The 24,254-nt window shown below is 51.1% G+C and carries 18 protein-coding genes; 6 read left to right on the top strand and 12 right to left on the bottom strand.

Annotated features, from left to right (window positions below):
- The first annotated feature begins 41 nt into the window (after positions 1–41).
- The 3 genes from HU175_RS07330 to uvrC all read left to right on the top strand — a co-directional run bounded on the left by HU175_RS07330 (position 42) and on the right by uvrC (position 6,720).
- On the top strand, positions 42–2,297 hold the full coding sequence (locus tag HU175_RS07330; RefSeq protein WP_176565968.1) for a tetratricopeptide repeat protein: 2,256 nt from the start codon (positions 42–44) through the stop codon (positions 2,295–2,297).
- Positions 2,298–2,364: 67 nt separating this feature from the next.
- Entirely contained in the window at positions 2,365–4,722 is a 2,358-nt protein-coding gene (locus HU175_RS07325) for a penicillin-binding protein 1A (protein WP_176565967.1), read from the top strand.
- A gap of 186 nt (positions 4,723–4,908) precedes the next feature.
- Positions 4,909–6,720 carry an excinuclease ABC subunit UvrC gene (uvrC, locus tag HU175_RS07320; RefSeq protein ID WP_176565966.1) on the top strand — a complete coding sequence of 604 codons (1,812 nt, stop codon included), beginning with the start codon at positions 4,909–4,911 and terminating at the stop codon, positions 6,718–6,720.
- A gap of 46 nt (positions 6,721–6,766) precedes the next feature.
- On the opposite strand, the gene gldN is transcribed toward uvrC, so the two are convergent.
- The 8 genes from gldN to sucD all read right to left on the bottom strand — a co-directional run bounded on the left by gldN (position 6,767) and on the right by sucD (position 16,209).
- Entirely contained in the window at positions 6,767–7,807 is a 1,041-nt protein-coding gene (gldN, locus tag HU175_RS07315) for a gliding motility protein GldN (protein WP_176565965.1), read from the bottom strand.
- A gap of 110 nt (positions 7,808–7,917) precedes the next feature.
- A complete protein-coding gene (gene gldM, locus HU175_RS07310) occupies positions 7,918–9,513 on the bottom strand; it encodes a gliding motility protein GldM (protein ID WP_176565964.1) in 1,596 nt (531 codons plus the stop codon).
- 105 nt (positions 9,514–9,618) lie between these two features.
- Positions 9,619–10,443 (bottom strand): gliding motility protein GldL, encoded by an 825-nt coding sequence (gene gldL, locus HU175_RS07305; protein ID WP_176565963.1) that lies wholly within the window; start codon positions 10,441–10,443, stop codon positions 9,619–9,621.
- Positions 10,444–10,557: 114 nt separating this feature from the next.
- A complete protein-coding gene (locus HU175_RS07300; protein WP_176565962.1) occupies positions 10,558–11,691 on the bottom strand; it encodes an SUMF1/EgtB/PvdO family nonheme iron enzyme in 1,134 nt (377 codons plus the stop codon).
- Between the two features lie 258 nt (positions 11,692–11,949).
- On the bottom strand, positions 11,950–12,924 hold the full coding sequence (locus HU175_RS07295) for a type IX secretion system membrane protein PorP/SprF (protein ID WP_176565961.1): 975 nt from the start codon (positions 12,922–12,924) through the stop codon (positions 11,950–11,952).
- A 193-nt stretch (positions 12,925–13,117) separates the two neighbouring features.
- Positions 13,118–13,903 (bottom strand): uroporphyrinogen-III synthase, encoded by a 786-nt coding sequence (locus tag HU175_RS07290; RefSeq protein WP_176565960.1) that lies wholly within the window; start codon positions 13,901–13,903, stop codon positions 13,118–13,120.
- 113 nt (positions 13,904–14,016) lie between these two features.
- Positions 14,017–15,246 (bottom strand): DUF4271 domain-containing protein, encoded by a 1,230-nt coding sequence (locus HU175_RS07285; RefSeq protein ID WP_228724354.1) that lies wholly within the window; start codon positions 15,244–15,246, stop codon positions 14,017–14,019.
- 84 nt (positions 15,247–15,330) lie between these two features.
- Complete coding sequence (gene sucD, locus HU175_RS07280; protein ID WP_176565958.1) at positions 15,331–16,209, bottom strand: succinate--CoA ligase subunit alpha; 879 nt, start codon at positions 16,207–16,209, stop codon at positions 15,331–15,333.
- Between the two features lie 162 nt (positions 16,210–16,371).
- Here sucD and HU175_RS07275 point away from each other — a divergent pair, with 162 nt between their 5' ends.
- The gene (locus tag HU175_RS07275) at positions 16,372–16,950 is read left to right on the top strand and encodes a DUF6962 family protein (RefSeq protein ID WP_176565957.1); all 579 of its coding nucleotides are present in this window, start codon (positions 16,372–16,374) and stop codon (positions 16,948–16,950) included.
- A gap of 72 nt (positions 16,951–17,022) precedes the next feature.
- Complete coding sequence (locus HU175_RS07270; protein ID WP_176565956.1) at positions 17,023–18,120, top strand: DNA topoisomerase IB; 1,098 nt, start codon at positions 17,023–17,025, stop codon at positions 18,118–18,120.
- A gap of 3 nt (positions 18,121–18,123) precedes the next feature.
- On the opposite strand, the gene HU175_RS07265 is transcribed toward HU175_RS07270, so the two are convergent.
- Positions 18,124–18,819 carry a DUF421 domain-containing protein gene (locus tag HU175_RS07265; RefSeq protein ID WP_176565955.1) on the bottom strand — a complete coding sequence of 232 codons (696 nt, stop codon included), beginning with the start codon at positions 18,817–18,819 and terminating at the stop codon, positions 18,124–18,126.
- Positions 18,820–18,848: 29 nt separating this feature from the next.
- Positions 18,849–20,240, bottom strand: a complete 1,392-nt coding sequence (locus tag HU175_RS07260) for a TolC family protein (RefSeq protein WP_176565954.1) — start codon at positions 20,238–20,240, stop codon at positions 18,849–18,851.
- 106 nt (positions 20,241–20,346) lie between these two features.
- Between HU175_RS07260 and HU175_RS07255 the strand changes: the two genes are divergently transcribed.
- Positions 20,347–21,978: an amidohydrolase gene (locus HU175_RS07255; protein WP_176565953.1), complete on the top strand. Its 1,632-nt coding sequence runs from the start codon at positions 20,347–20,349 to the stop codon at positions 21,976–21,978.
- Here HU175_RS07255 and HU175_RS07250 read toward each other — a convergent pair whose 3' ends face one another.
- Positions 21,979–22,437: a 3-oxoacyl-ACP synthase gene (locus HU175_RS07250; protein WP_176565952.1), complete on the bottom strand. Its 459-nt coding sequence runs from the start codon at positions 22,435–22,437 to the stop codon at positions 21,979–21,981.
- A 1-nt stretch (position 22,438) separates the two neighbouring features.
- On the bottom strand, positions 22,439–24,166 hold the full coding sequence (locus HU175_RS07245; protein ID WP_176565951.1) for a GMC oxidoreductase: 1,728 nt from the start codon (positions 24,164–24,166) through the stop codon (positions 22,439–22,441).
- Between the last annotated feature and the right edge of the window lie 88 nt (positions 24,167–24,254).

Here is a 24,254-nt window from a genome sequence, read left to right as displayed (position 1 = left end):
CCTGGGTCGTTTTAATGCAAATGCCTACGCATTCTTTTCGCATGTCCCGCTTGCTTTTTTATCATATCCCGTCAATAGCAGCGGTTTTCGTGCTGGCTGTGGGCGGGTTAATTTCCTGCTCTCAGCATAGCTCAAAACCACTTAGCAAAGGCTATCACAATCTGAATGCGCATTATAACGCGTACGTCATTGCCCGTGAGCAGATTGATGGTGCCGAGCAGATCCTGTTCAAATCCCGGCAGGAAAATTACAATCAGCTGCTCCCGGTGCTGCTACCGGTCGATTCTATGCTGGCCCAACCGGTCAAGCCCCAGTTGGACGATGCCATAAAAAAAGCCTCGCTGATTCCCGAACGCCATCAGAACAGCAAATGGCTCGATAACGCCTATATTCTTATTGGCCGGGCGCGTTTGCTGAAGCAGGACCTGCCTAATGCCATCGAAGTATTCAAATACGTAAACACAAAAGGAACCAGCGAAGAAGATAAACACACCGCGCTGGTATACCTGATGCGAGCCTATACCGAAGCCGGTGATTATGCCAACGCCCAAAACGTGGGCGAATACCTTCGTACCCAGCCGTTAAACAAAATTAATACCCGCGACTTCTACCTGACCAAAGCGTACATGCATGAACGGGCAGGTGAATATCTGATCGCCGTTGGGGTGCTGGAAGCGACGTTCCCCCTACTGAAAAAAGGTGAGTCGACGGCTCGGTTGCACCTGATTGCGGGCCAGCTGTATGATTTACTGGGACAGCCCCGGAAAGCGCTTGAACAGTACACGAAGGTATCGAAGTCCCGCCCCAATTACGATCAGTCGTTTTACGCCAACCTGTACTCGATTCAGAGCAATGGCTTGCTAGGCGATTCGAAACGGACTTCAGAGTCGGCAGCTTTATTCAACCAGATGCTGAACGACCGCAAAAACGCCGATCTGAAAGATAAGATCTATTATACGATGGGCCTGCTCGAAGCCCGGAGCGGACGTATCGACCAGGCCATCAACTTTTACAAACTGTCCATTCAGGCAGCGGCTGGCAACACCACACAGGTGCCACAGACCTACGCCGAAATTGGCCGGCTGTATTTCGAGAAGAAATCGGATTACGTCCGGGCAAAAGCCTATTACGACAGTGCGATGGCGCTGTTGCCTCAGCAGTCGCCGAACTATGCGGCCCTGGCTGCCCGGAAGAAAATATTGGATGAGTTTGTGCTTTATAGCACAACAGTTCGCACCGACGATAGTCTGATTGCGTTGGCGGGTATGAAGTCCTCGGAACTGAACCGCATGCTGGATAACGTACTTGACAAGCAGGAAAAAGAAGAAAAGGAACAGCAGGCCATTGCCCAGCAGATTACGGATCAGGCAGCCAGCGGTACCATATCGAACGTACCGGGGGCTACCAACTCAAACCTGCCCCCCGCCGAACGATGGGTTCTTTATAACCCCATTGCCATGAGCCAGGGACGGCAGGAATTTTCAGTACGCTGGGGCAATCGACCGCTGGAAGACGACTGGCGCCGGAGCAACAAAGACGCATCGGCATCAGTGCCGGGCGTCAACAGCCCCCTGAACAACAACCCGGCGGCCAATGCGATCAACCCGAATGCGCCGTTGCAGCAGCCCGATGCGCCTAATGCTGTTGCCAACGTTGATAATTCGTCGGCGGCCCGGCAGGCCAAGAAAAAGGCAATGCTGGCAAAGATTCCGTTTTCGCCAGCCGCCCAGATCCAGGCCAGCCAGCGCATCGAAAATGCCCTCTATCAGTTAGGCAAACTTTATAAGTTTGAACTCGACAAACCCGCTGAAGCCATTACAAGCTTTGAGCAGCTACTTAGTCGCTACCCGAATACGTTACAAAAACCGGAGATTTACTACCTGCTCCACCTTTCGAACGAGCAACTGGGCAAAACGTCGGATTGGAAGGATAAATTGCTGCTTGAATTTCCCAATACGTCCTACGCCCGACTGGTTGGTCGGGGTGCCGGTCAGACCAGTGGGTCAGAAACGCAGGCAGTAGCAGCATACACGCAGATTTACGACCTTTACAAAGCGAACAACCCCACCGAAGCACTGGCCCGGGCAGACAACGCATTAAGTACTTTTGTAGGTACTCAGTTGGAAGATAAACTGGCGTTATTACGGATTATTCTGATTGGAAAGGTTCAGGGCGTCGATCCGTACCGGCAGGCGCTGAACGAATTTGTCCGCGATTATCCCGGTAGCCAGTTGCTGCCCCGCGTGAAAGAAATGCAAACGCTGGCCAATCAGTCTAACCAGTTGCCACCAAAATAAGTCCTGACGTACTGGTCAGCAGCCCATTGGCCAGGTAGTATTATTCGCGGGAAACCGCATCTGAATTATGTCTATATTCTCGCCCGGTACCTACCGGCCTTTTATTAAAACGCTCTGGCAACTCACGCTGACTGGCATTGTCATGCTGGTTCTGTATGTTCTCGCCGTCAGCTATAATTTTCTATGGTTGTTTGGCGGAATGCCCAGCCTGAAAGCACTCGAAAACCCGAAAAGCGAAGAAGCATCGGAAGTGTACACGGCCGATAATCAGTTATTGGGCAAATACTACGTCGAAAACCGAACTCCCATCGATATCTCGCAGGTATCGCCCAACGTTACGTCGGCGCTGCTGGCTACAGAAGATGCTCGTTTTATTAAACATGCTGGGATCGACCCCCGGTCGCTGTTCCGGGCGGTTGGCGGTCTCGTTACGTTTAAAGATGCATCCAGTTCGGGTGGTGGCAGTACGCTGACCCAACAGACGGCTAAGAACCTGTTCGATACCCGCCGGGAGGAACTACGGGGGCCCCTGGGCAATGTCCCCTTGCTGGGCCTGGTTATTGCCAAGACCAAAGAATGGATTCTAGCAGTGCGGCTGGAACGAAACTACACCAAGCAGGAGGTCATGATGATGTACCTCAACACAGTGTCATTTGGAAACAATACGTACGGAATCAAGACTGCGGCCAAGACTTATTTCAGTAAAGAACCCTGGCAACTATCGGTTGAAGAAGCGGCTCTACTGGTGGGATTGCTCAAAAACCCGACGCTTTATAACCCGCGTCTCTTTGAAGAACGGGCCAGGGAACGCCGGAATGTTGTTTTGAGTCAGATGCGGAAATACGGCTTCCTGACCGAAGACCAGTTCGTGGCGTACAAGAGCAAACCACTCAAACTCGATTTCAGCATTGAGAACCAGAACACGGGAATGGCGGCTTATTTCCGGTCGGTGATCCGGGATGATATCAAGCAGTGGATTCGGCAGTATAACGAAGAGAATCCGGGTGCTGACCTCGACCTTTACACCAGCGGTCTGAAAATATACACGACCATAGACTCACGCATGCAGGCCTACGCCGAGGAGGCTGTTATGGCTAACATGCGCGATCAGCAGAAGAAATTCTACGAACACTGGCGCGGCCGGAATCCCTGGGTCAAGCAGGACGACCGGACGAAGAAGTACGTCGAAATTCCTGGATTTATTGAGGAACGGGCGAAACGGACAACTCGGTACAAGCAACTCAAGGCGGGGTACGGTGACGACGAAGCCGCTATCTGGCGGGAGATGCGTCGCCCGATCAAGATGAAAGTCTTTGTCTACGGCGGCCGTCGAAACGAGAAAGATACCACCATGAGTCCGCTGGACTCAATCAAGTACTACAAACGATTGCTGAACACCGGCTTTATGTCCATGGACCCCCGTTCCGGCCACGTCAAAGCCTGGGTGGGTGGGATCAATTTTAAACACATGAAGTTCGATCACGTCCGGCAGAGTCGTCGGCAGCCGGGCTCGACCTTCAAGCCGTTTGTGTATCTAACGGCAATGGACCAGGGCTTTGTGACGCCCTGTAGCCATATTACTGATCAGCCAACAACCTTTGCCCACGGTGAGGACAACAACAATGGTCCGGCCTGGACGCCTAAAAACTCGACGGGGCGCTATAGCTTCCGGAGTTTGTCGTTACGGGAAGCACTAGGTCAGTCGATCAATACCGTTAGTGCTCAGTTGATAAAGAAGACCCGGGCGGGGGCGGTTATCAAATACGCCCACGAAATGGGCATTCAAAGTAATGACCTGCGTGAAGACCCGACGCTCTGCTTAGGAACCAGCGACGTATCGGTCTACGAAATGGTATCCGCTTACTGCGCCTTTGCCAACGGTGGTACCCGGGTTCGCCCGATGGTGATCTGGCGGATTGAGGACAAGAACGGCAACGTACTGAAGAAGTTTACGCCCGATGCCAACCAGGTTATCAGCGCCAACCGGGCCTATGAAATGCTTCACCTGATGCGGGGTGCCGTGGAAGAACCCGGCGGTACTGCCCAGCGGCTAAAATCGCAATACAAACTGCTGGAAGGCGGGAACGAAATTGCGGCCAAAACGGGAACGACTTCGAACTACTCCGACGCCTGGTTCATGGGTATGACGCAGAACCTGGTATCTGGACTATGGGTGGGTGGTGATGACCGATCTATTCACTTCCGGTCGATTGAACTGGGGCAGGGCGGTCGGATGGCCATGCCCGCCTGGGCGATGTATATGCAAAAAGTGTACAAAGACCCGACGCTGACGAATTACCGGCCCGAGCCTTTCCGCAAGCCGAACAACTTCAAGATCGACTGTGGCGGAGTTTATATCGATTCGGCCCAACGGTATATTCCACCCAAAGTAGCTCCTGAAGTTGAAGACGAAATGCTACAATAAGTTCATTTCATTGAAAAAGCAGAAAGGCGGCAAAACTCAGTGTAGAGTTTTGCCGCCTTTCTGCTACAAGAGAACCGGCAACCTTTAGCCCATAACTCTTGTTATTTTATTGGATAGACCAATGCCTTTTTTACGACATTTTCACGGTCTGTTCTCCCATTCATTTCGACTCATACCCTCGCTCCTGTGGCCGATTTTGATTACAAAAAAGAACTGGCGAAAGTGCCTCACGAACCGGGCGTCTATCGGTATTTCGACGCGACGGGTGAGGTGATTTATGTTGGTAAAGCCAAAGACCTAAAAAACCGGGTTAGCAGCTATTTCACCAATTCCCGGCAGCATGACCGCAAGACGCTACGGTTGGTCAGTCAGATTCGGAAGCTGGAATTTACTATTGTCCATACCGAATTTGACGCGTTATTACTGGAAAACCAGTTAATCAAACGCTATCAGCCCAAGTACAACATCCTGTTGCGGGATGACAAAACGTATCCGTTCGTTTGCGTAATGAACGAGCATTTCCCCCGCGTTATCACCACGCGCAGTGTCGACCGCAAGCTGGGTACGTTCTACGGGCCGTTTGCGAATCTGAAACCTATGTATACGGTGCTGGATATGTTCAGCCAGTTGTTCACGATTCGTACCTGTAATTACAACCTCGCTCCCGAGAATATTCAGGCGGGCAAGTACAAGGTTTGTCTGGAATACCATATTGGCAACTGCAAAGGTCCTTGTGAAGGCAAGCAGGAGGAAGCTGATTACAACAAAGACATTGAGCAGGTTCATCATATTCTGAAAGGAAATCTCAAACCGGCGCAGGAATATTTCAAAGGCCGCATGGTAGAAGCGGCCAACGACCTGGCTTTTGAGCAGGCACAGCAATACAAGGAACGAATCGATGTCCTACAGCGATTCCAGAGCAAATCGACCGTTGTCAACCCCAAAATTGCCGACGCTGACGTATTCTCTATTGCGTCTGACGAGACCTCGGCCTACATCAACTTCATGAAGGTGGTAAACGGGACAATTGTGCAGGCTCAGACGGTTGAGGTGAAAAAGAAACTCGACGAAACCGATACGGATTTGCTGGCCATGATGATTGTTGAGTTTCGAAGCCAGTACGGTAGCCAAGCGAAAGAAATCATTTCCAGTATTCCGCTCGACGTTGATCTACAGGCCGAAATTACGGTACCACAGATTGGCGATAAGAAGAAACTACTGGACATGTCGCTTAAGAACGTCCTATATTTCCGGCGCGAACGGCAGGAACGAGCCGCAGCTGAAGCAACAGCTAATGCCAGCAAGAAGGACCGGGTGCTTATCCGACTGAAGCAGGATTTGCAGCTAAAAACGCTACCGAACCGTATTGAGTGTTTCGATAACTCAAATATCCAGGGTACGAATCCCGTTTCGGCCATGGTCTGCTTCATCGGTGGCAAACCGGCCAATAAGGAATATCGACATTTTTCGATCAAGACCGTTATCGGCCCGAACGACTTTGCCAGTATGTACGAGGTTGTTACGCGTCGCTATACCCGAGTTCTGGAAGAAGCCACCGGCCTGCCCGATCTGATTGTTATTGACGGGGGCAAAGGCCAGCTTAGCGCTGCCTGCGATGCGCTAAAAGCGCTTGACCTATACGGTAAGGTCCCTATTATTGGTATCGCTAAACGACTGGAGGAAATCTACTTCCCCGAAGATACGTTACCCTTATACATCGATAAAAAGTCGGAATCGCTTAAGCTGATTCAACGCATCCGGGACGAAGCCCACCGCTTTGCCATTACGTATCACCGCGATAAACGGAGTCGAAACAGTCTGATCAGCGAACTGGAAAATGTGGATGGTATCGGTAAGAAAACAGCAGCTAAGCTGCTTAAGCACTTTAAAGGTGTCAACAAGATCCGCGAAGCACCGTTTGATGAGGTCGCTGAACTGGTCGGTAAGGACCGCGCGAACAAGCTGAAAACCTACTTCGAGACGCTACAGAGCGCATAAAAAAAGGAACTCTTCCATCGAAGAGTCCCTTTTTTTATGTTTATCGTTAGTACTCCCAAAGGCTGTGCTCGGTTTCCATCAGCTCATATTCGGTCTGGTATGACTTCATCAGACCTTCCCGATCGCCGTACATACCAACCAGATCCGTATCACCGGGGTTGGCCACTTTCGTAATCCGGCCGTAGAACAAACGGAGGTCAAACGCATCGGCCAGGTTTTTGTGCTGAGCCTGGTTTTGTGGGTTATACCAGATGAATTTCTTTGGATCGCTGCGGAACAGTTGGTCCAGATCTTTGTATTTGAACGTCGCCAGGGGCGTTTCAACACCAGCCGTATTCTTATCGGAAGGCAGGAAAATTGTCACCGTCTGAATATCGTAATACAGACGCGAACGCTTCCGGTCGAAAATCCAGTCTTCCTTTATTTCAAGAATATTAAATTCCTTCGCGAAGTACTCATCCCCCTGAAACGAAGGCGCTTTAGCTACCGTATCAACTTTAGGCGCTTCTTCAACTACGGGAGCCGCCTTAGCGCCTTTTTTACCTTTAGCGTTCTTCGCTACCGTTTTCTTTTTGGGCGCAGGTGCTCCCCAACCGTCATCAGCAGGCTGCGCTTTCTTAGCTGCGGGAGCACCCCAGCCATCTTCAGCGGCTTTTTTATCAGCAGGTTTTTTGGCATCGCCCCAGCCATCACCAGTTGCGTTTCCAGCGGCATCATTACCAAATCCTGCTGCAATCTCTTCCGCCGATAAGCCCCCGCCCGCGTTTGGAATCAAGAGCCGCTCGTGAAATTTCTCCGGTGTCAACTTAGTCGTAACCGAATCATTAACATAAGCATCAATCAAACCCGCTTTTACTGCGTCGATTAGATACTTTGTAATTTCGTTATTTTTGGAAAACATCGACTGATTCTGCTTTTCCTTCAGGTCGATCCGACGCCAAAGGGTCTTCTTCATCATGATGTCATTCTCGTCGACGGCACGAACAGACAGCGAATTTTTGCCGGTGCTCGCCTTTTCCTGCGCTATTGCTCCTCCGGCCACTGCCAACATCACAGTTGCGATAGCTGCCGTTCTAAACTGTATCATGTTATCTCTTTGTGTTTAACTATGACTCTACAACGACTTATCACTCAGTTTAGTGTCTTTGCGGTGAAATTACAGATTACATTTTAATCTCGTTTACCGCTAAGGACCAACTAGTTAAGTGGGATAATAAACGTTGGGCGTCCCATAGGAACATCACTAACGTTGCCTTGGAAGTTACGCCGTTGAACACCTTCTACTTCCACTACGTAACGATCACCGGGCTGAGCATCAGCAGCTAATGCCCCGACAGAACCACCACCCGCACCTAATGATACAGGACTGCCTACCCGCCGGCTACCACGGGCCAGTGATACAGTAATACCCGACACCCGGAAATTTGCGTCGTCCGGTGAATAGTTACGGAAACTTTCGTCCGCTACGGCATTAACACGAATGCTACGTACTGCCGATACAGACATTCCCCGACGCTCATCCACTTTGGATCCGCCTGCATACACTTCCAGTGTTGGTTTTGGTACCCGATTCACCCGAAAGTCGTTTTTACCCAACAAGCTGCCCGCGTTACTAACGTTCAGCGTTACACGGGCTGCATTTGGCACAATCGTAATCTTACCTTTTTCACCCGACTGAATAACTGACGCGCCGTCAGCTGAGAAACTTGGGCTCCAGAGGGCACCCAGCTGAGGGCTCTGAACACTCAGTTTGTTAGCGCAACCCAGGTACAGCGGAGGGAATGAACCCGATTCGATTTCGTACGATGGCTTGGCAACAAAATACTCACGGTTGAACGTAACGGTTTTGTTTTCACCATTTGGCTGCATATACGAGATCGAGCCATTCAGCGTACGTTTCGACAAACCATTTTTGTCATACGAACCACCTTGTGCTGTAAACTCAATGATGCCCTGTCCGTCCTGAACCCGCACCGGGCCACCGTTCAGGCTCATTCGTGGCTGAATACCCGATGAAGAGGCTGCCAGGAACATCTCACCTTTGAATTTCGTACCAGCAACGACCACTTTCGAGTCCATACTCAGCATGGCCAGAATCTTGTCGAACTTAACATCCTGCGCCCCTACTTTGCTGGCCAATGCGTCGAGTACTTCACCTTCAATCCGACGAACGTCCGTTTGGCGCTGGCTAAGTACGGCCAGGGCCGCTGGTACTGGCGTCTGGGCAAAGTTTAGTTCACTAAAGTCCTTAAGACGCTGGTCCGGAGACCGGTTTGTTATTGGATCGTCTTTACCATCCAGTGCCAGCGATGGATATTTCGCGTTGGTATATTTCGTCAAACCGCTCGTATAGTTATCCAGCTTGGTTTTGAGTGCATAAGCCTCGCCATTGCGGTTGCCACCGATCATGATCTGCGCGACTTTCTCTTCTTCGCTCATGTTCCGAATAACACCCGCTTCATCAACGCCCCCACCGGCTTCAGTGATGATACGTTCCTTCAGCGCGTCAATATCCGCAATCAGTTTCGAGGTCTGGTCACGAACCTGTGTGGCTTGTTGAACGATAGCCAGATCAGCAGCCCGGTTACCCGATTTTTCAACCGTCCCCCGAATATTATCAAGTGTAGCCTGGTTTACCCGGTTTGCGGCTCCGGTCGACTGCTCCAGGCTGTTATTTAAAAGGATGAATTTTTCCAGAATAGCGGAGGTGACCTGCAATGCCAGCAGAGCGGTCAATACCAGATACATCATCCCGATCATCTTCTGACGGGGTGACTCTTTTGTGCCTGCCATAAACTATGGTGGTGCTATGTAAAAATATGAGGTTAGTTCTTCTACAGAAGTAATAGCGTTCAGTCGCAACAGCAATGCTGCGACCGAACAGGAATTACAGACTGCTTATTTCGTGACGCTGCCACGCATGGCTGTCAGCATGCTACCGTATACGGTATTCAGCGAAGCCAGGTTACCTGTCAGCTTAGCCATTTCGTTTTTGAACTGCTGCGCATCACGGCTGGCATCGGCCATATTTTCCATTGCCGAAGTCAAGTTACCGTAGAAAGCGTTCATGGCTTTCAGGTGTTTGTTTGTATCCTGCAGTTCCAGTTCATAAACGGCGTTCAGCGCGCCCATGTTTTTGGTTACTTTCTGGAACTGATCGCGGTAATCTTTCGCGTCCGTCGTGGCGTCGGCCATTGAGTTCATGGCCGTAATTGCTGTACCGTACGACTTGTTCATTTCGCTAATTGACGAAGACGCTGATTTCACGTTACGGGCGTAATCATTTGTTGCCACCGTAGCGTCGGTCAGATCACCTAGTTTTGATACGGTATCATTCAGGTTACGGAAGCCCGAACCCAGTTTTTCGAAAACGTCAGGCGTAACTTTTGCCTGTGCCAGCATCTGATCCATGTTACCGGTCAGACCGTTTGCCTGTGGAGCCGGTTTGCGGGCTTCACCTTTATAATCGTCAGCCAGTTCTGGATAAACACGTTCCCAGGCGTAGCCTTCGCCCGATGCCGAAACAGGGAACAGGAAGCTCTGCATGGCGTAGAGTCCAAAAATAACAGCTTCGGTAATCAGACCGGCCGTAAGCAGCCAGCCCAGAGAATTGATGTGTTGAATTTTAGCCATTGCCCCCAATACGACGACGGCGGCCCCGGCACTATAAATGGTTGGTACTAAACGATCCCAAAAGAAATTCGTGGACTTTGCTGCTGCCATGATTAGCGATTATTGGATGGAACAGGAACTGATTGTGAAAGGGTTAACAAAAAATTACTGGACGCCAGACGCATACGAAGGCGGGCCAACGTCCAGTATCACTAACGTAACAGATTAAACTTTTTTCTCTTTGGCGGCTTTCTTACTGCCTTTGCTCTTAGAGCTGGCCGAACGACCACCACGTCCCGAAGCAGCCCGACCTTCCAGGTTATCCATTACGCAACGGAAACCGATGTACGAACGCTTCTGATTTTCGTCTTCGTAGTAACGCGTGCCTGTTTCGAGGTAATACGCAATGTCTTTCCAGGAACCACCCCGAACAACTTTACGTGGTTCGTCGGCATTCTGGTTGTCGGGGTTCATATCCCAGACAATAGCGTTGGCGTTGTCAGAATAGGCATCACGGCACCATTCAGCGACGTTACCGGCCATATTGTAGAGACCGTAATCGTTCGGGCTGTAGGCATTACCCGGTGCCGTGTATGGATAGCCATCGGCATCGAAGTTACCACGCTGTGGTTTAAAGTTAGCCAGGTAGCAACCTTTGCCGTTCGCTACGTAGGGGTTACCCCAAGGATATTTTGCGCCGTTCTTGCCACCACGAGCGGCCCATTCCCACTCAGCTTCCGATGGCAACCGGAAACCAAACGAGCGGTAACCACCTTCCTGCGTCCGGTAATCGTTGAGCGTGTTCGTACGCCATTGGCAGAAATGCCGGGCAGCAATCCAGCTCACCCCTACTACCGGATACGTATCGAAAGCAGGATGCCCATAGTAATGCTCCAGCATGGGGTCACCGTTGTGATAGGTGAAGTCGTTTTTCCAGACGGTGGTATCCGGATAATACTTTGCCATGATTTCTTCTTCACCCAGCGTCGAAACAGAATCCGCCAGCAGTGCATTTACGTACTGCCGGTATTCGTGGTTCGAGATTTCCGTATCGTCCATGTAGAATGAACTGATCGTCACCTGCCGGTTCATGTTGATCTGCGTAGCAGCAATATCTTCGTCGGCCTGACCCATGATGAACGAACCTGAAGGAACGAGTACCATGCCGTAAGGAGTTGGCTGTTTCCAGCCTTTACGACCGGTAGCCGTAATTTCCCCGTTTGTCACGCCTACTTCACCACCTTTGCCGCCACCACCAAATTTTGACTTCACAAATCCGCACCCCTGCATTAGCAGAACCACTGCCGCGACCATCACTCCACGGGTTGCATTGATTGTAAACCAGTTATACTTCATCATTATCGGCTATTTTACCTTCTTCTTGTGCGAAACCAGACTAAAAACGAAAATCTGTTTGGTTATTGTATGTTCCCGCAACTTCAAACAAAATTTCTACTGTATTGCGGCTTTTACTTAGTTTCTGGTTTAGCTTATTACCTTAACTGACCAGCTTATCTGGTCAAAAATAGGACTCTGCTAGCACACTGCCTAACAAGAATATTGCCAAAACAGAGCAATTAAGCCATATATGGTGCAAAACCTGCCCCTGCTACGCAATTAATAACGGAAACGTGGCGTGCGCACGATTGGCTTCTTACGGGAATCGAGAGCCGGGAAGGCGTATGCCAGTAGTATTTCGTACGACGTAGCGCTCTTAATCTGCGTACCGCCAATCACGAAATCAAAGGCCCCACCAAGCCGCAGCGAATTGTCACGTAGCAGGTTTATACCGGCTGTGGCCGTTAGCGCATCCTGCCACCGATAGCCAACACCTGCCCAGATGCGATTAGCATACGTACCGACCAGATTGAGCGATACGTTCGAGCTGGTTACGCCCCCTACCGTACTGTACTGTACCAGTACCGACGGTTGTACATCGATGTCATAGCCGATGCCCAGTCGGTAACCAGCCGTCAGGAAAGCGTTTCGGCTGAGCGGATTGACCGAACGATCCGTACCCAATACATAGCTCGCCTGGTTGATATGCTTCATGCTGACACCGATCCAGTAGTCGGTGGTATTATAATAAACTCCAGCGCCAAAATCAGGTCGGGCCTGGCTGATCTGTCCTGTAGGGATGAGTGGATCGGCTGGTTCACCGGGCCTCAGCTGCCCGTAATCGTAACCTTTGCTATAGAAGCCAGCCTGTACCCCCAGCGCCAATGTACCACTCTTAAGCGCTAGCCGGTACGCATAAGCCGCCTGAACCGTCTGGTTCGTTATAGGGCCGATACGGTCATTAAAGGCGTAGATACCGATACCACTTTTAATGCCTGCCAGGGGCATATTGAAGGAAATCAGCTGCGTACTCTGTGCCCCGCCATCACTGGTTATGGTAGGTGTGTATCCAACGTACTGAGTCCGCTGCACAAGCTGCAGCCTCGACACCCCTTCCGACCCGGCAGCCGCCGGATTGTAGTATACCGGATTGTACATGTACATGCTTAACTGAGGATCCTCGACCTGCGCTACAGCAGTTCGAACGCCAGTTAATAGTACCACCAAAGCAAATGCGTAAAATGTGCGAATCATACGGACTAAGCAATGAAAACAGGCATCGCCCCCGGAAAATAAGTGCCCGTTGATGGAGCTTCTTCTTCCGAATGGCTGCAGTTTACAATTAAACGCGCACAGCGGCAAAAATATTGGCCCAAAACAAAGGCTGAACACCAGAATTGAGGGTAAATCTCTTTCCTGGCATTCAGCCTTTCCAACTGGTCAACACTTACTGGTTGTTGGCCTTTTTAATGTATAAATCCAGCGCGCCAGTCATGGACGGAGCATTGGGTAGCGGTGCTTCAATATCAAGCATCAGACCGGCTTCGGTGATAGCTTTGGCCGTAGTTGGGCCGAAGGCAGCCATCCGTGCCCCATTCTGTTTATAATCCGGGAAGTTATGGAACAGCGACGTTACGCCCGACGGACTGAAGAACGCAATAATATCATACGATTGAATATCCAGATCCGACAGATCGGTAGGTAAGGTTTCGTACATCACGGCTTCCGTCAGATGAAGACTGCTGGTATCCATGAACTCCGGAATGTCGTTGCTCCGGATGTTGGAGCAGGGAAACAGAAACTTCTCGGTCTTGTGCTTTTTGATCAGATCGAACAGCTCGGTTGCCGTTTTATTGCCGTTGAAAATCTTACGTTTCCGGATAACGATGTATTTCTGCAGGTAGTTGGCCGTCTGCTCAGAGATACAGAAGTACTTCATATCGGTAGGTACCTCGATCCGACCTTCCTGACAAATCCGGAAGAAATGGTCGATGGCATTCCGACTAGTAAAGATAATAGCCGTGTGCGCCAGAATGTTAATTTTCTGCTTACGGAAATCTTTGAAGGATACGCCCTGTATTTCAATAAACGGTCGGAAGTCAATGTGCAGATTGTACTTGCTAACTAAATCGAAGTAAGGGGATTTTTCGTCGACAGGTCGGGATTGAGTCACTAACAGCCGGCTTACTTTCGTTTGCCGATCCTCGATCGATTGCATGCTGGTCTCGTTCATTGAATCTCTACTCATTTCAAGAACCGATTTTCGACTGGCAGGCATGTACCGTACGGCAACACAAATCCTGACGGGAAGCTGCTGGAGGTCTTATGGGCTACCGAATCGACTCATCACAGCACATAGCGCAGGCCAATGATAAGCGGGATCAATTCTACGAGGCAAAGGTAAGAAAATAAATAAAGATTCTTGATAGGTTCCACTGTCCGGATAACCAAATACAACAGAGCCAGCCGCAGCAGGTAAAAGCCGATCAGTGGAAACAACAGTACATTCTGGGACCAGCTCGCTGCGGACGTGTTATAGGCAATGACAGCCAGCAGCAGAGTCAGCAATGTAAAGAAGAGCAGCGACGACTGCTGAATTTTGAAAAAGTGAATGGCAACTGTATCCTGAAGTTTATATAATCCGCCAACAACCTCCAGCGCTACGTACTTACTCATTATCACCAGAAAGGCCCCTACGCCCAGCAGTAGAAATTCGCTGCTCAGCCACCAGAACCGCGGTTCGCCGGGTAAAACAAGCTGTGATGATACCAAATCGATGCCCTGGTGCTGGACAAACAAAGCCAGGTAGGCAATAACAAAACCCAGATTCAGGGTAAACAGGATGTTCGTGCCGCTCAGGGGGCGATTGATGAGAAACGATTCTTCCTGCGCTCGCAGTGATAGCAAATCACGCAGACTGTAGAACCGCTGAAAGGCGCGCCGGGAGAAGGCGTACAGAAAGGCATGGGTAGCCAGCAGAAACAGCAGACCAGCGCTCAGAAAACTCTCGTACGTGGTGCCGGGACGGGGCCGTACGCTCAGGTTGTCATCCCGTAGCACAACGAGTTTCTGCGTTGAAGCAGACTTTGAATACGCAACAAACAGCTGTTTGTCTTTTATGCCCGCGGCTCCGTAGAGGGTAAGGAAAATTTCCGGACGAACACCCAGCCCCTTTCGTCGGTTGGCACTTCGATAGACCTGGTAGAGACTGTCAATGCTCAGCACCTGCCACTGTCCCCCTATCAATTTCCGCTTGAGGGCGGCATTAATGAACAGGTAACCATCCTGTTTGGTCGATACCAGCAGATTGTAATGCCGGTTACTTTCAAGATCGACATACGTACTAAGCGCCGTCTCGGCGGCATGCTGTTCAGCAATGTAAGGCACGTAAGCCTGAGCGCCTTCGTCATAGACCAGAAAATCGTCTTGAAAATTATGGACGGGATAGTAGCGTCCTTCCGGACCGACCCCGTTGGTTTTTCGCTCCTGCTGGGCCGAAGCGGAAAAGACAAAAAGAAAGAGCGAAAGAATGAAAGAGCGAAAGAGTGGTACTGATGAGCGAACAACCCGTTGCAATAGCGTTGACGTTACGTCATTTACTACATCTATTCCGGCTCTTCGTCTCAGCAACGCTCTTTCACTCATTCGCTCTTTCGCTCTTTAATTTTTCCCCAGTGCTTTCAGCATGGTATCACCGATCAGCGCTGGCGATTCAACAACGTGAATACCACACTCACGCATGATAGCCATTTTAGCCGCAGCGGTATCGTCGGCACCACCCACGATAGCACCCGCGTGGCCCATCCGACGGCCTTTTGGCGCGGTCTGACCAGCGATAAACCCAACAACGGGCTTCCGGTTACCGTCGGCTTTGATCCAGCGAGCGGCTTCGGCTTCCATACCGCCACCGATTTCACCGATCATGACGATTGCTTCAGTATCCGGATCGTTCATCAGAAGTTCAACCGCCTGTTTCGTAGTGGTGCCAATGATTGGGTCACCACCGATACCGATAGCGGTGCTCTGACCCAGCCCAGCCTTACTTAGCTGATCAACCGCTTCGTACGTCAGGGTGCCGGATTTGGAAACAATACCAATGGTACCTTTTTTGAAGATGAAACCAGGCATGATACCTACTTTACATTCTTCGGCCGTCATTACGCCAGGGCAGTTTGGTCCGATCAGGCGGACGTCTTTGTCGGCAATGTAATTTTTAACGGCAACCATATCTTCCGTCGGAATACCTTCGGTAATACAGATAATCACGCCAATGCCTGCATCAGCAGATTCCATGATGGCGTCGGCAGCAAAAGCCGGTGGTACAAAAATGATGGATACGTTAGCACCTGCCTTATCGACAGCTTCCTGAACGGTGTTGAACACCGGCCGGTCGAGGTGCATCTGACCACCTTTGCCGGGCGTTACTCCGCCGACAACGTTGGTGCCGTATTCGATCATTTGCTGGGCGTGAAAACTGCCCTCCGAGCCGGTAAAGCCCTGGACGATAACTTTGGAGTCTTTGTTAACTAAAACAGACATGTCAGTTTGTAAATCGTTGGCAATTTGATAATTACACGAGCAGCCAACTGAGCCGATTCAGGCCGTTTTTGCGAAATAAAAAAACAGCAATTTTCGGCCATTCAGCTGACTGATACGCTTAATAAGTTGGGCAAAAGTAGCCGAATCTTCGTAAATTACGTGATGATTTTTTCACACATTCTATCTGGCTCAATTTTAGCCGGGGCCGGAATTGGTGTATTCTGGCATTTTTTCGGCCGTATTTCCTTATTCAATCAACTCCTCTGGGGATTTTTTCTGCTCACAAACTCGCTGGTGGCGCTTATTGGTGTTGTGCACTATGCCGGTAATGAGTCGCTGGAACCGCTGCACCAGTCCATGATGGTTCTATCCGACAGCCTGGGGGTCGTCTGCGTTGTAACGGCCGTATATGCCCTGCTGAATCAGCGTACATTATCTCTTTTTACGTTTGTAACCGCGGTCATTTTTGGCCTGTTTCTGTTCATCAGCCTGATGTTGCCGGAAGTTCGTGTCTTCACGCCTATCGTACCCTCAATGGGTATTCTGGTGCTGATGCTGCTGGCCGTATTTTCGCTGCTGCAACGTAATAAACGGGGGCTTTGGGTTGTTTTAGCTGCTATGATGATGGGGCTGGCGACCAAGGCGCGGGCTTTTGACGGCATTATGCACCCGACGGATTTTTACCACTATGCCAACGCGCTGGCGCTGTGGTTCTTTGGCAAGGCTGCCCAGCGCCGATAACGCATTACGGTGGGCTGGTGATAACTTATCGCCTTCCATTCCGGTTACTCACTCACTCAACGCTTAACGAACGTGAATTTACTGGAACTGGCCCACGACCCGGTCAAAGCCGCCCGGGCAGCCCGACTCATTTATACGAACGACACTATGCCCGGCATCCATCGGAAGCGCACGGGTGATACGTTCAGTTACGTCGATGAAAAAGGCGATCGCATCGACGACGAAACGACGCTGACCCGCATCCACAGCATGGCTCTCCCACCCGCCTGGGAAAACGTCTGGATCAGTGCCAGGCCAAACGGGCATTTACAGGCAACGGGAGTCGACACCAAAAACAGAAAGCAGTACCGTTATCACGCGAACTGGAACAAACTCCGCAGCGAAACTAAATTCTTCCGGATGGCTGCTTTTGGCAAGGCGCTGCCCAAACTGCGCGCCCGGCTTCATAAAGACCTCAACGGACGCGAGCTGACTCAGCAGAAGGTAACTGCGCTGGCGCTGAGCGTGATGGAGCAGACGCTTATTCGCGTGGGAAATGCGGCTTACGAGAAAGAGTACGGTTCGTACGGTCTAACGACGCTCAAAAACCGGCATGTCAAAGCGCAGGGCAGTACTGTTCGGTTCAGTTTCAAAGGGAAAAAAGGCATTTATCACGACATTACGCTGCAGGACCGACGACTGTCCAGACTGGTTAAAGCCTGCCGCGATATTCCAGGGAAAGAGCTGTTTCAGTACTACGACGACAGCGGCAACCGCCATGCCATCGATTCGAGCATGGTAAACGACTATTTGCATGAAACAATGGGGGATGATTTTTCGGCCAAAGATTTTCGAACCTGGGCCGGTACGGTCAATGCTTTGCGATTACTCATTGAGTTGGGCCCCTGCGATTCGGAAAAGGAGCGAAAAAAGAACGTCAATACGGTGCTGGACGAAGTATCGCACCAACTGGGTAACACCCGGACCGTCTGCCGAAAACACTACGTCCACCCGCAGGTGCTGGAGTCCTACGAATGCGAAGACCTCAACGCTTACATCAACCATCAAAACCGCTTCCGGCAGACGAGCCCACACGGGCTGGATGGCGTTGAAAAATTGCTGCTGAAATTTTTAAATGACCAGGTTAAGCAGGTTATCAAGAACCCGGCGGCCAGGAAAGCGGTTGCCTGATCGCTAGGACACGGCCTTGATCCACCCTTTCTGAAGGCAGTTGTCGCAGACTGGTTCGGGAACGGGATGAGTGAATGGCTGTACGCTACCGCAGGTACAACACGCATAATTGCCGGCTTCGTCGATGTTTATTGCTTTTTTGCTCAGTTCCCGTGGCAGAATTGACAACCCTGGTTTTGCATCGTCTGCCCCGAACTGAAAAACACTCAGCTGCCCGTTCGCTTCCAGGATAGCAATTCGCACCTGACCCAGTTGTTCAATACCTGCTACGCGCAGATCGGAGAACAATTCCTCCTGGCTCAAGTCCTCGTTACTAAAGTTGCGGATCAGAATACGCCCCTGCTCCACCACGTAGACCGCCTTGCCTTCTATTTTTTTACGGATAGATTCATTATGGTCACTAATGCGCGTTGCCAGCTTGTAACAAACCATCATGACGATAAACACAACTACCGCAGAACTGATCGGCACGTCATCGTAGAACATTGGATCGCCAGCGGCCGAGCCCAGTCCGATTACCAGTACCAGTTCATAGATTGAGAGTTGGCGCACTTCCCGCTTACCCGACACAGTCAGCGCCGTCAGCAGGATAATGAACATGCAGAGCGTGCGGAGGGCTACCTCACCCAGATACAACCAGGGGAACTGATCGATCAGAATTCGTTCCCAATCGAAGGGATCAACGGATGGGGCAGGCATAGCGGCTAGCGTAAATTTATCGGCAGCATCTATCCATTACCCAGTTCCTGCGTAATGGTACTACTGAGTCGAAACAGTTCAATTTCTGCCGCCTTGGCGTTAAACTCAGCATCAATCAGGCGGGTTTGTGCGTTGATGGCGTTACGTTGTACGTCGCGAAACTCCACAAATGTTGAATTCCCGATCCGGTAGCGGTCATACGCGATATCAACGTTCTGAACGGCCAGTTGATTGTTCAGTACTTCCAGATTGAGCAACTTCAGGCTATTCTGGTAGCTCTGATACGTTTGCGTCAGAGCCAGTTCCAGCTGAAGCCGCTGATCGTTCTCCTGATCTTTAGCGATGATGGTATTAACCCGCGCATTTTGAATCTGACGACGCAGGTTATAGCCGTTGAAGATAGGTATCGAAGCCGCTATGTTATAGGTCAGTCCACCCGCCCGGCCGGTACGAATACCGAAACCGCCCTGGTTATCGATTAACTGATAGTTATAGCCGGCGTTAGCCGTAACCAGTGGCAACTGAGCCGCCGACGCGACCCGTACAGACGCATCAGCCAGGGTACGGTTGAGTACCGCTGCTGACAACAGCGGGTTATTTGCGGCTAATGACTCCTGTAAAGGAGCCATCTGTAGATTCGCTCGTACAAGAATGGTATCACGAATGGCAAACTCCGTGGCCGCATCCCGGATCAGGAACGTATTGAGTTGGATTTTTGCATTTCGGAGTAATTGTTCCTGCGACAGTAAGGCAGCACTGTCGGTATTGTAATCAACCTGAGCGCTCAGGAAGTCCACTTTCGACCGGGTTCCTACCTCGTAATTGGCCCTGGCAAGTTCGAGCCGCTCCCGTGATACGTCGAGCGCCTGACTGAAGGCAATCAGTCGCTGCAACTGCCGGATTACGTCGTAATAACTGGTCGCTACGTTCGCTACCGTAGCTTCAATATTGGCGCGGGTGTTGCTCGAACTGATCTTGACCAATTGCTGCAGTTGTAAGTACAAGGCCGAGCGGGTGTAGCCGTTATAAACGACGTAGTTGATCGAGGCTCCTAGATTGGTCGTTCGGTTGAAGACGCCTTTGGCTTCCTGTGGAGGGCGCAGACCATCCAAGTAGGTTTGCCGAAAATTCTGCAGGTTCCCAGTCGTCGTTCCGTTGGCCGTTACCGTTGGTAAATAGCCCGCGTTCCCTCTTGTGTAGTTATTGCGGGCAATCTGCTCCTGCGACTGGTTAATTTTTATCTGGTAGTTTTTTTCTACGGCCTGCGAAATAGCCTGTGGCAAGGTTAACAACTCACCTGGCTGCGGCAGCGTAGCCAGCGTAAAGGCGCGTTGTTGAGCGCGTTGAACGGCATTAGGGGCTTGTTGAGCAAAGGTTGAAAAAGAAGAAAAAGCCAGAATAAGCCAGCAAAAATGTCTCATTGGTTCAGGGTTGACCACGAAGGGTTAGCAAAAATACGAGAAACTATGATTTACCCATTGCCGGGTTAAGTTTGGCTTTATTCGTATAATCGCCAAACTTTCTGCTATGAAGCGGTATTTTCACCTGCTGACCGCCTGTTTAGCCATGCTGGGCGGCTGCACCCAAAAAGAAAAAGTTGACCTGCTCGTCACCAACGCACGCGTGTACACGGCAGATTCAAGCTTTTCAATGGCCGATGCTTTTATGGTAAAAGACGGCAAATTTCTGGCCGTTGGCCCGGCTGATGAGCTGCTAAAAACCTACGAAGCGGACTCGACAGCCGACCTGAACGGGCAACCTGTCTACCCCGGCTTCTTCGACCCCCATTCGCATTTTTTGGGACTGGGTCAGATGCTCGATCAGGCCGATCTGGTCGGAACTGGGTCGTACGACGAGATCATTAATCGACTCAAGCAGTTTGCTCAGAAACATCCCGATGCGCTCTGGGTCATTGGTCGCGGGTGGGACCAGAACGACTGGACCGACAAGCAATTCCCGACCAAAGAAAAACTGGATGCGGCTTTCCCAAACACTCCGGTAGCGCTGACACGTATTGACGGTCATGCGCTGTTGGTTAACTCAAAAGCCTTACGGTTGGCGCAGGTAACAGCCGGATCAAAACTGGCCGGTGGCGAAGTCGTTCTTTCGGGGGGGCAGCCGACTGGCGTTTTAGTGGACAATGCCATGCAGTTGGTCAAACGAGTACTTCCCCGTCCGGATAACGCCGACAAAGCCCGGATGCTGCAGAACGCCGAAAAAGCCTGCGTGGCGCTTGGCCTAACCAGTGTTTCGGACGCGGGCATCAGCCCCGACGAGATCAATCTGATTGACAGCTTACACCAAAGCGGGAAACTGAAGATTCGGGACTACGCAATGGTTAGCCTCGGCGAACCTAACCTGAACTACTTTCTCAAACGAGGTCCTTTTCAAACTGACCGGCTGACAGTGCGTTCGTTCAAGCTCTACGCCGACGGAGCACTGGGCTCTCGGGGTGCCTGCCTGCGCAAGCCGTACAGCGACCGTCCTGAAACAGGTGGTTTTCTTTTGCTCAGCCCCGACGAGCTGAACCGCGTATCTACGTTGTTGTACAAGTCAGGTTTTCAGGCAAATACGCACTGCATCGGTGATTCGGCGAATCATCTCATGCTGGATATTTATGGCAAACTGCTAAAATCCAAAAACAACCGGCGCTGGCGGATTGAGCACGCGCAGGTTGTTTCAACAGCTGATTTCTGGAAGTTTGGCCGCTACTCAATCATCCCTTCGGTGCAACCCACTCACGCTACGTCGGATATGTACTGGGCTGCCGACCGGCTTGGACCTGTCCGCGTAAAAGGCGCTTATGCTTTCAAGGATCTGATGAAACAAAACGGCCTAATTGCTTTTGGCAGCGATTTTCCCGTAGAGTACGTCAACCCCTTGTTCGGCTTTCACGCGGCTGTAGCCCGGCAGGACAGCAAAAATTTCCCCAAAGGAGGCTTTCAGCCCGAAAACGCCGTTGATCGCAAATCAGCTTTGCTGGCCATGACGCGCTGGGCTGCTTACGCCAACTTTGAAGATCATCTGCGTGGCTGCATTGCGCCGGGCAAACAGGCCGACTTTGTTATCCTCGACCGGGACATTATGACCGTACCCAACGAGCAGCTCCGGGATACGAAGGTTCGACAGACCTGGATTGGCGGTGAGCGAGTATTTTAATCACGAAACGTTCTGCACCTGGTAGGTCATTCGGTTGAACGTGGCAGATTCACCAGCCCGTTTTCCGGCTAGTGCCAATCCGATTGGGGCAACTGATGAAATAGCGAAATAATCGATTCCATCGAGCGTCAGTTTACCGACGCTGGTACTGATGAAAAAAGTGCCCCGATCTGTTGTGACCAGACTGCCGGGCTGCACTGTTTCGTACGTCTTCTCTACGTTAATTTTTGCCAAATCCTGACTCAATTTGAGCGCTTCGGCGAGAAGCTGGGCGTGGCGATCCCGTTCCAATTGAGCCATTGCCCGGCCAGTTTCGTATTTGTCCCCCGCGCTACTTTTCTCTTCCATATTGGCGGACTCCTGGGCGGCCTGCATGGCCTGTTGAGCAGTATCGATACGTTGCTGAACGTAGTTTTGACAACGGTCAAACAAGCTTTCTTTAATCTGTAACTCTGTCACGCTATAAATTTCCTTTCTTCATTTCAGAAACGGCATAATTTGCCGCTCGCGCCGTTAGTGCCATAAAGGTGATAGACGGATTCTGGGTGCCGGTCGAGGTCATAGCGGCACCATCCGTAACGAATACATTCTTGACGGCATGTAATTGATTATGGGCGTTAAGCAAAGACGTTTTTGGATCTCGTCCCATCCGAACCCCACCCACTTCGTGAATATCCAGTCCCGGATTGCGGTGATCGTCGTAGGGATTGATGTTTTTGCACCCCGCTTTGTCTAGCATCTCGGCCCCCTGCTCCAGAAAGTCGTTCATTATTTTCAGATCGTTGTCGGTGTACCCAATAGACGTAACGAGCTGGGGGATACCCCAGGGGTCTTTCTGATCGGTACTGAGTCGAACGTGGTTTTCATAACGCGGAACGGTCTCCGCCTGCATCATCATAAAAACGCTCCAATTGCCGGGATCACTCAGCTTGTCTTTGAAATCAGCGCCAAAGCCTTCCTGCCCCGCCCCCCGCTGCCACCCCGCCCGACTCGCGCTGAACGCGACCATGTAGCCCCGCTGAAACCGGGACGCCGGGCCGCTCGTTTCCTGCTTGTTGACGTTCCGAAAGTTGGGCATAAAGGCCGTCGTCGGGCGACGGCCGTAGTAGTAGCCGTCTGCAAATCCTTCGTACGACGCCGAAATATTACCCCGGTAGTTATGAAACGCGACGTAACGACCCAGCAAACCGTTATCATTACCTAGTCCGTTCGGGAAACGACGCGATGTTGAGTTGAGCAGCACCAGATTCGTGTTCAGGCAGGCAGCATTAACGAAAATAATCCGGGCGAAGTAGTCGGTCATTTGCTTTGTATGCGTGTCGATTACCCGAACGCCCGTCGCTTTACCTTTTGCCTCATCGTAAATAATCGAGTGGACGACCGAGTCCGGACGTAACGTTAGTTTACCCGTTTTGGCAGCCCAGGGAATGGTGGATGAGTTACTACTAAAATAGCCGCCGTACGGACAGCCCCGATAGCATAAGTGCCGCGCCTGACAGGCCGCCCGGCCCTGATCGTAATGAATCTGTTGAGGTTCGGTCAGGTGAGCGCACCGGCCAATAATAACGTGCCGGTCTTTGTATGATTCAGCCACACGTTTCTGAATGTGTTTCTCCACGCAGTTCAGCTCCCAGGGCTTCAAAAACTCGCCGTCGGGCAAGGTTTCTAACCCATCCTTGTTGCCGCTGATACCCACAAATTTCTCAACGTGGCTATACCAGGGGGCGATGTCTTCGTAGCGGATGGGCCAGTCGACAGCTGCGCCATCGCGGGCGTTGGCTTCGAAATCAAATCGGCTCCAGCGCTGGGTTTGCCTTGCCCAGAGCAATGACTTTCCACCAACCTGATAGCCCCGAATCCAGTCGAACGGTTTTTCCTGCACGTACGGATGCTGGGCATCTTTCACGAAAAACTGCTGCGTTGCTTCGTCCAAGGCGTAACACTTGGTCGCGACGGGATTTTCCTTCCGAAATGTATCGGGCAATTTGTTCCGGTGCTGAAACTCCCACGGATTTAACGTAGCCGTCGGGTAATCGACAATGTGTTTAACGTCGCGGCCCCGTTCGAGCACCAGCGTCCGTATCCCTTTTTCGCAGAGCTCCTTTGCCGCCCAACCTCCACTGATCCCCGAGCCGATCACGATAGCATCGTAGGTATTCTGTTTAGCCGCGTCGCCGTTGATGTTCATACCCAATCTATTTGCACGAAGTAATAAAGGCGAATTTAACGCTATTATCACTCTTGACGCGTTCACATGTTTAACAATAAAAGTATTG

It is taken from the genome of Spirosoma sp. KUDC1026 (assembly GCF_013375035.1).
In the GTDB taxonomy this organism is placed as follows: Bacteria; Bacteroidota; Bacteroidia; order Cytophagales; family Spirosomataceae; genus Spirosoma.
Note: the sequence above shows the minus strand (reverse complement) of the source record. Positions and strands in the feature narration are given on the sequence as shown.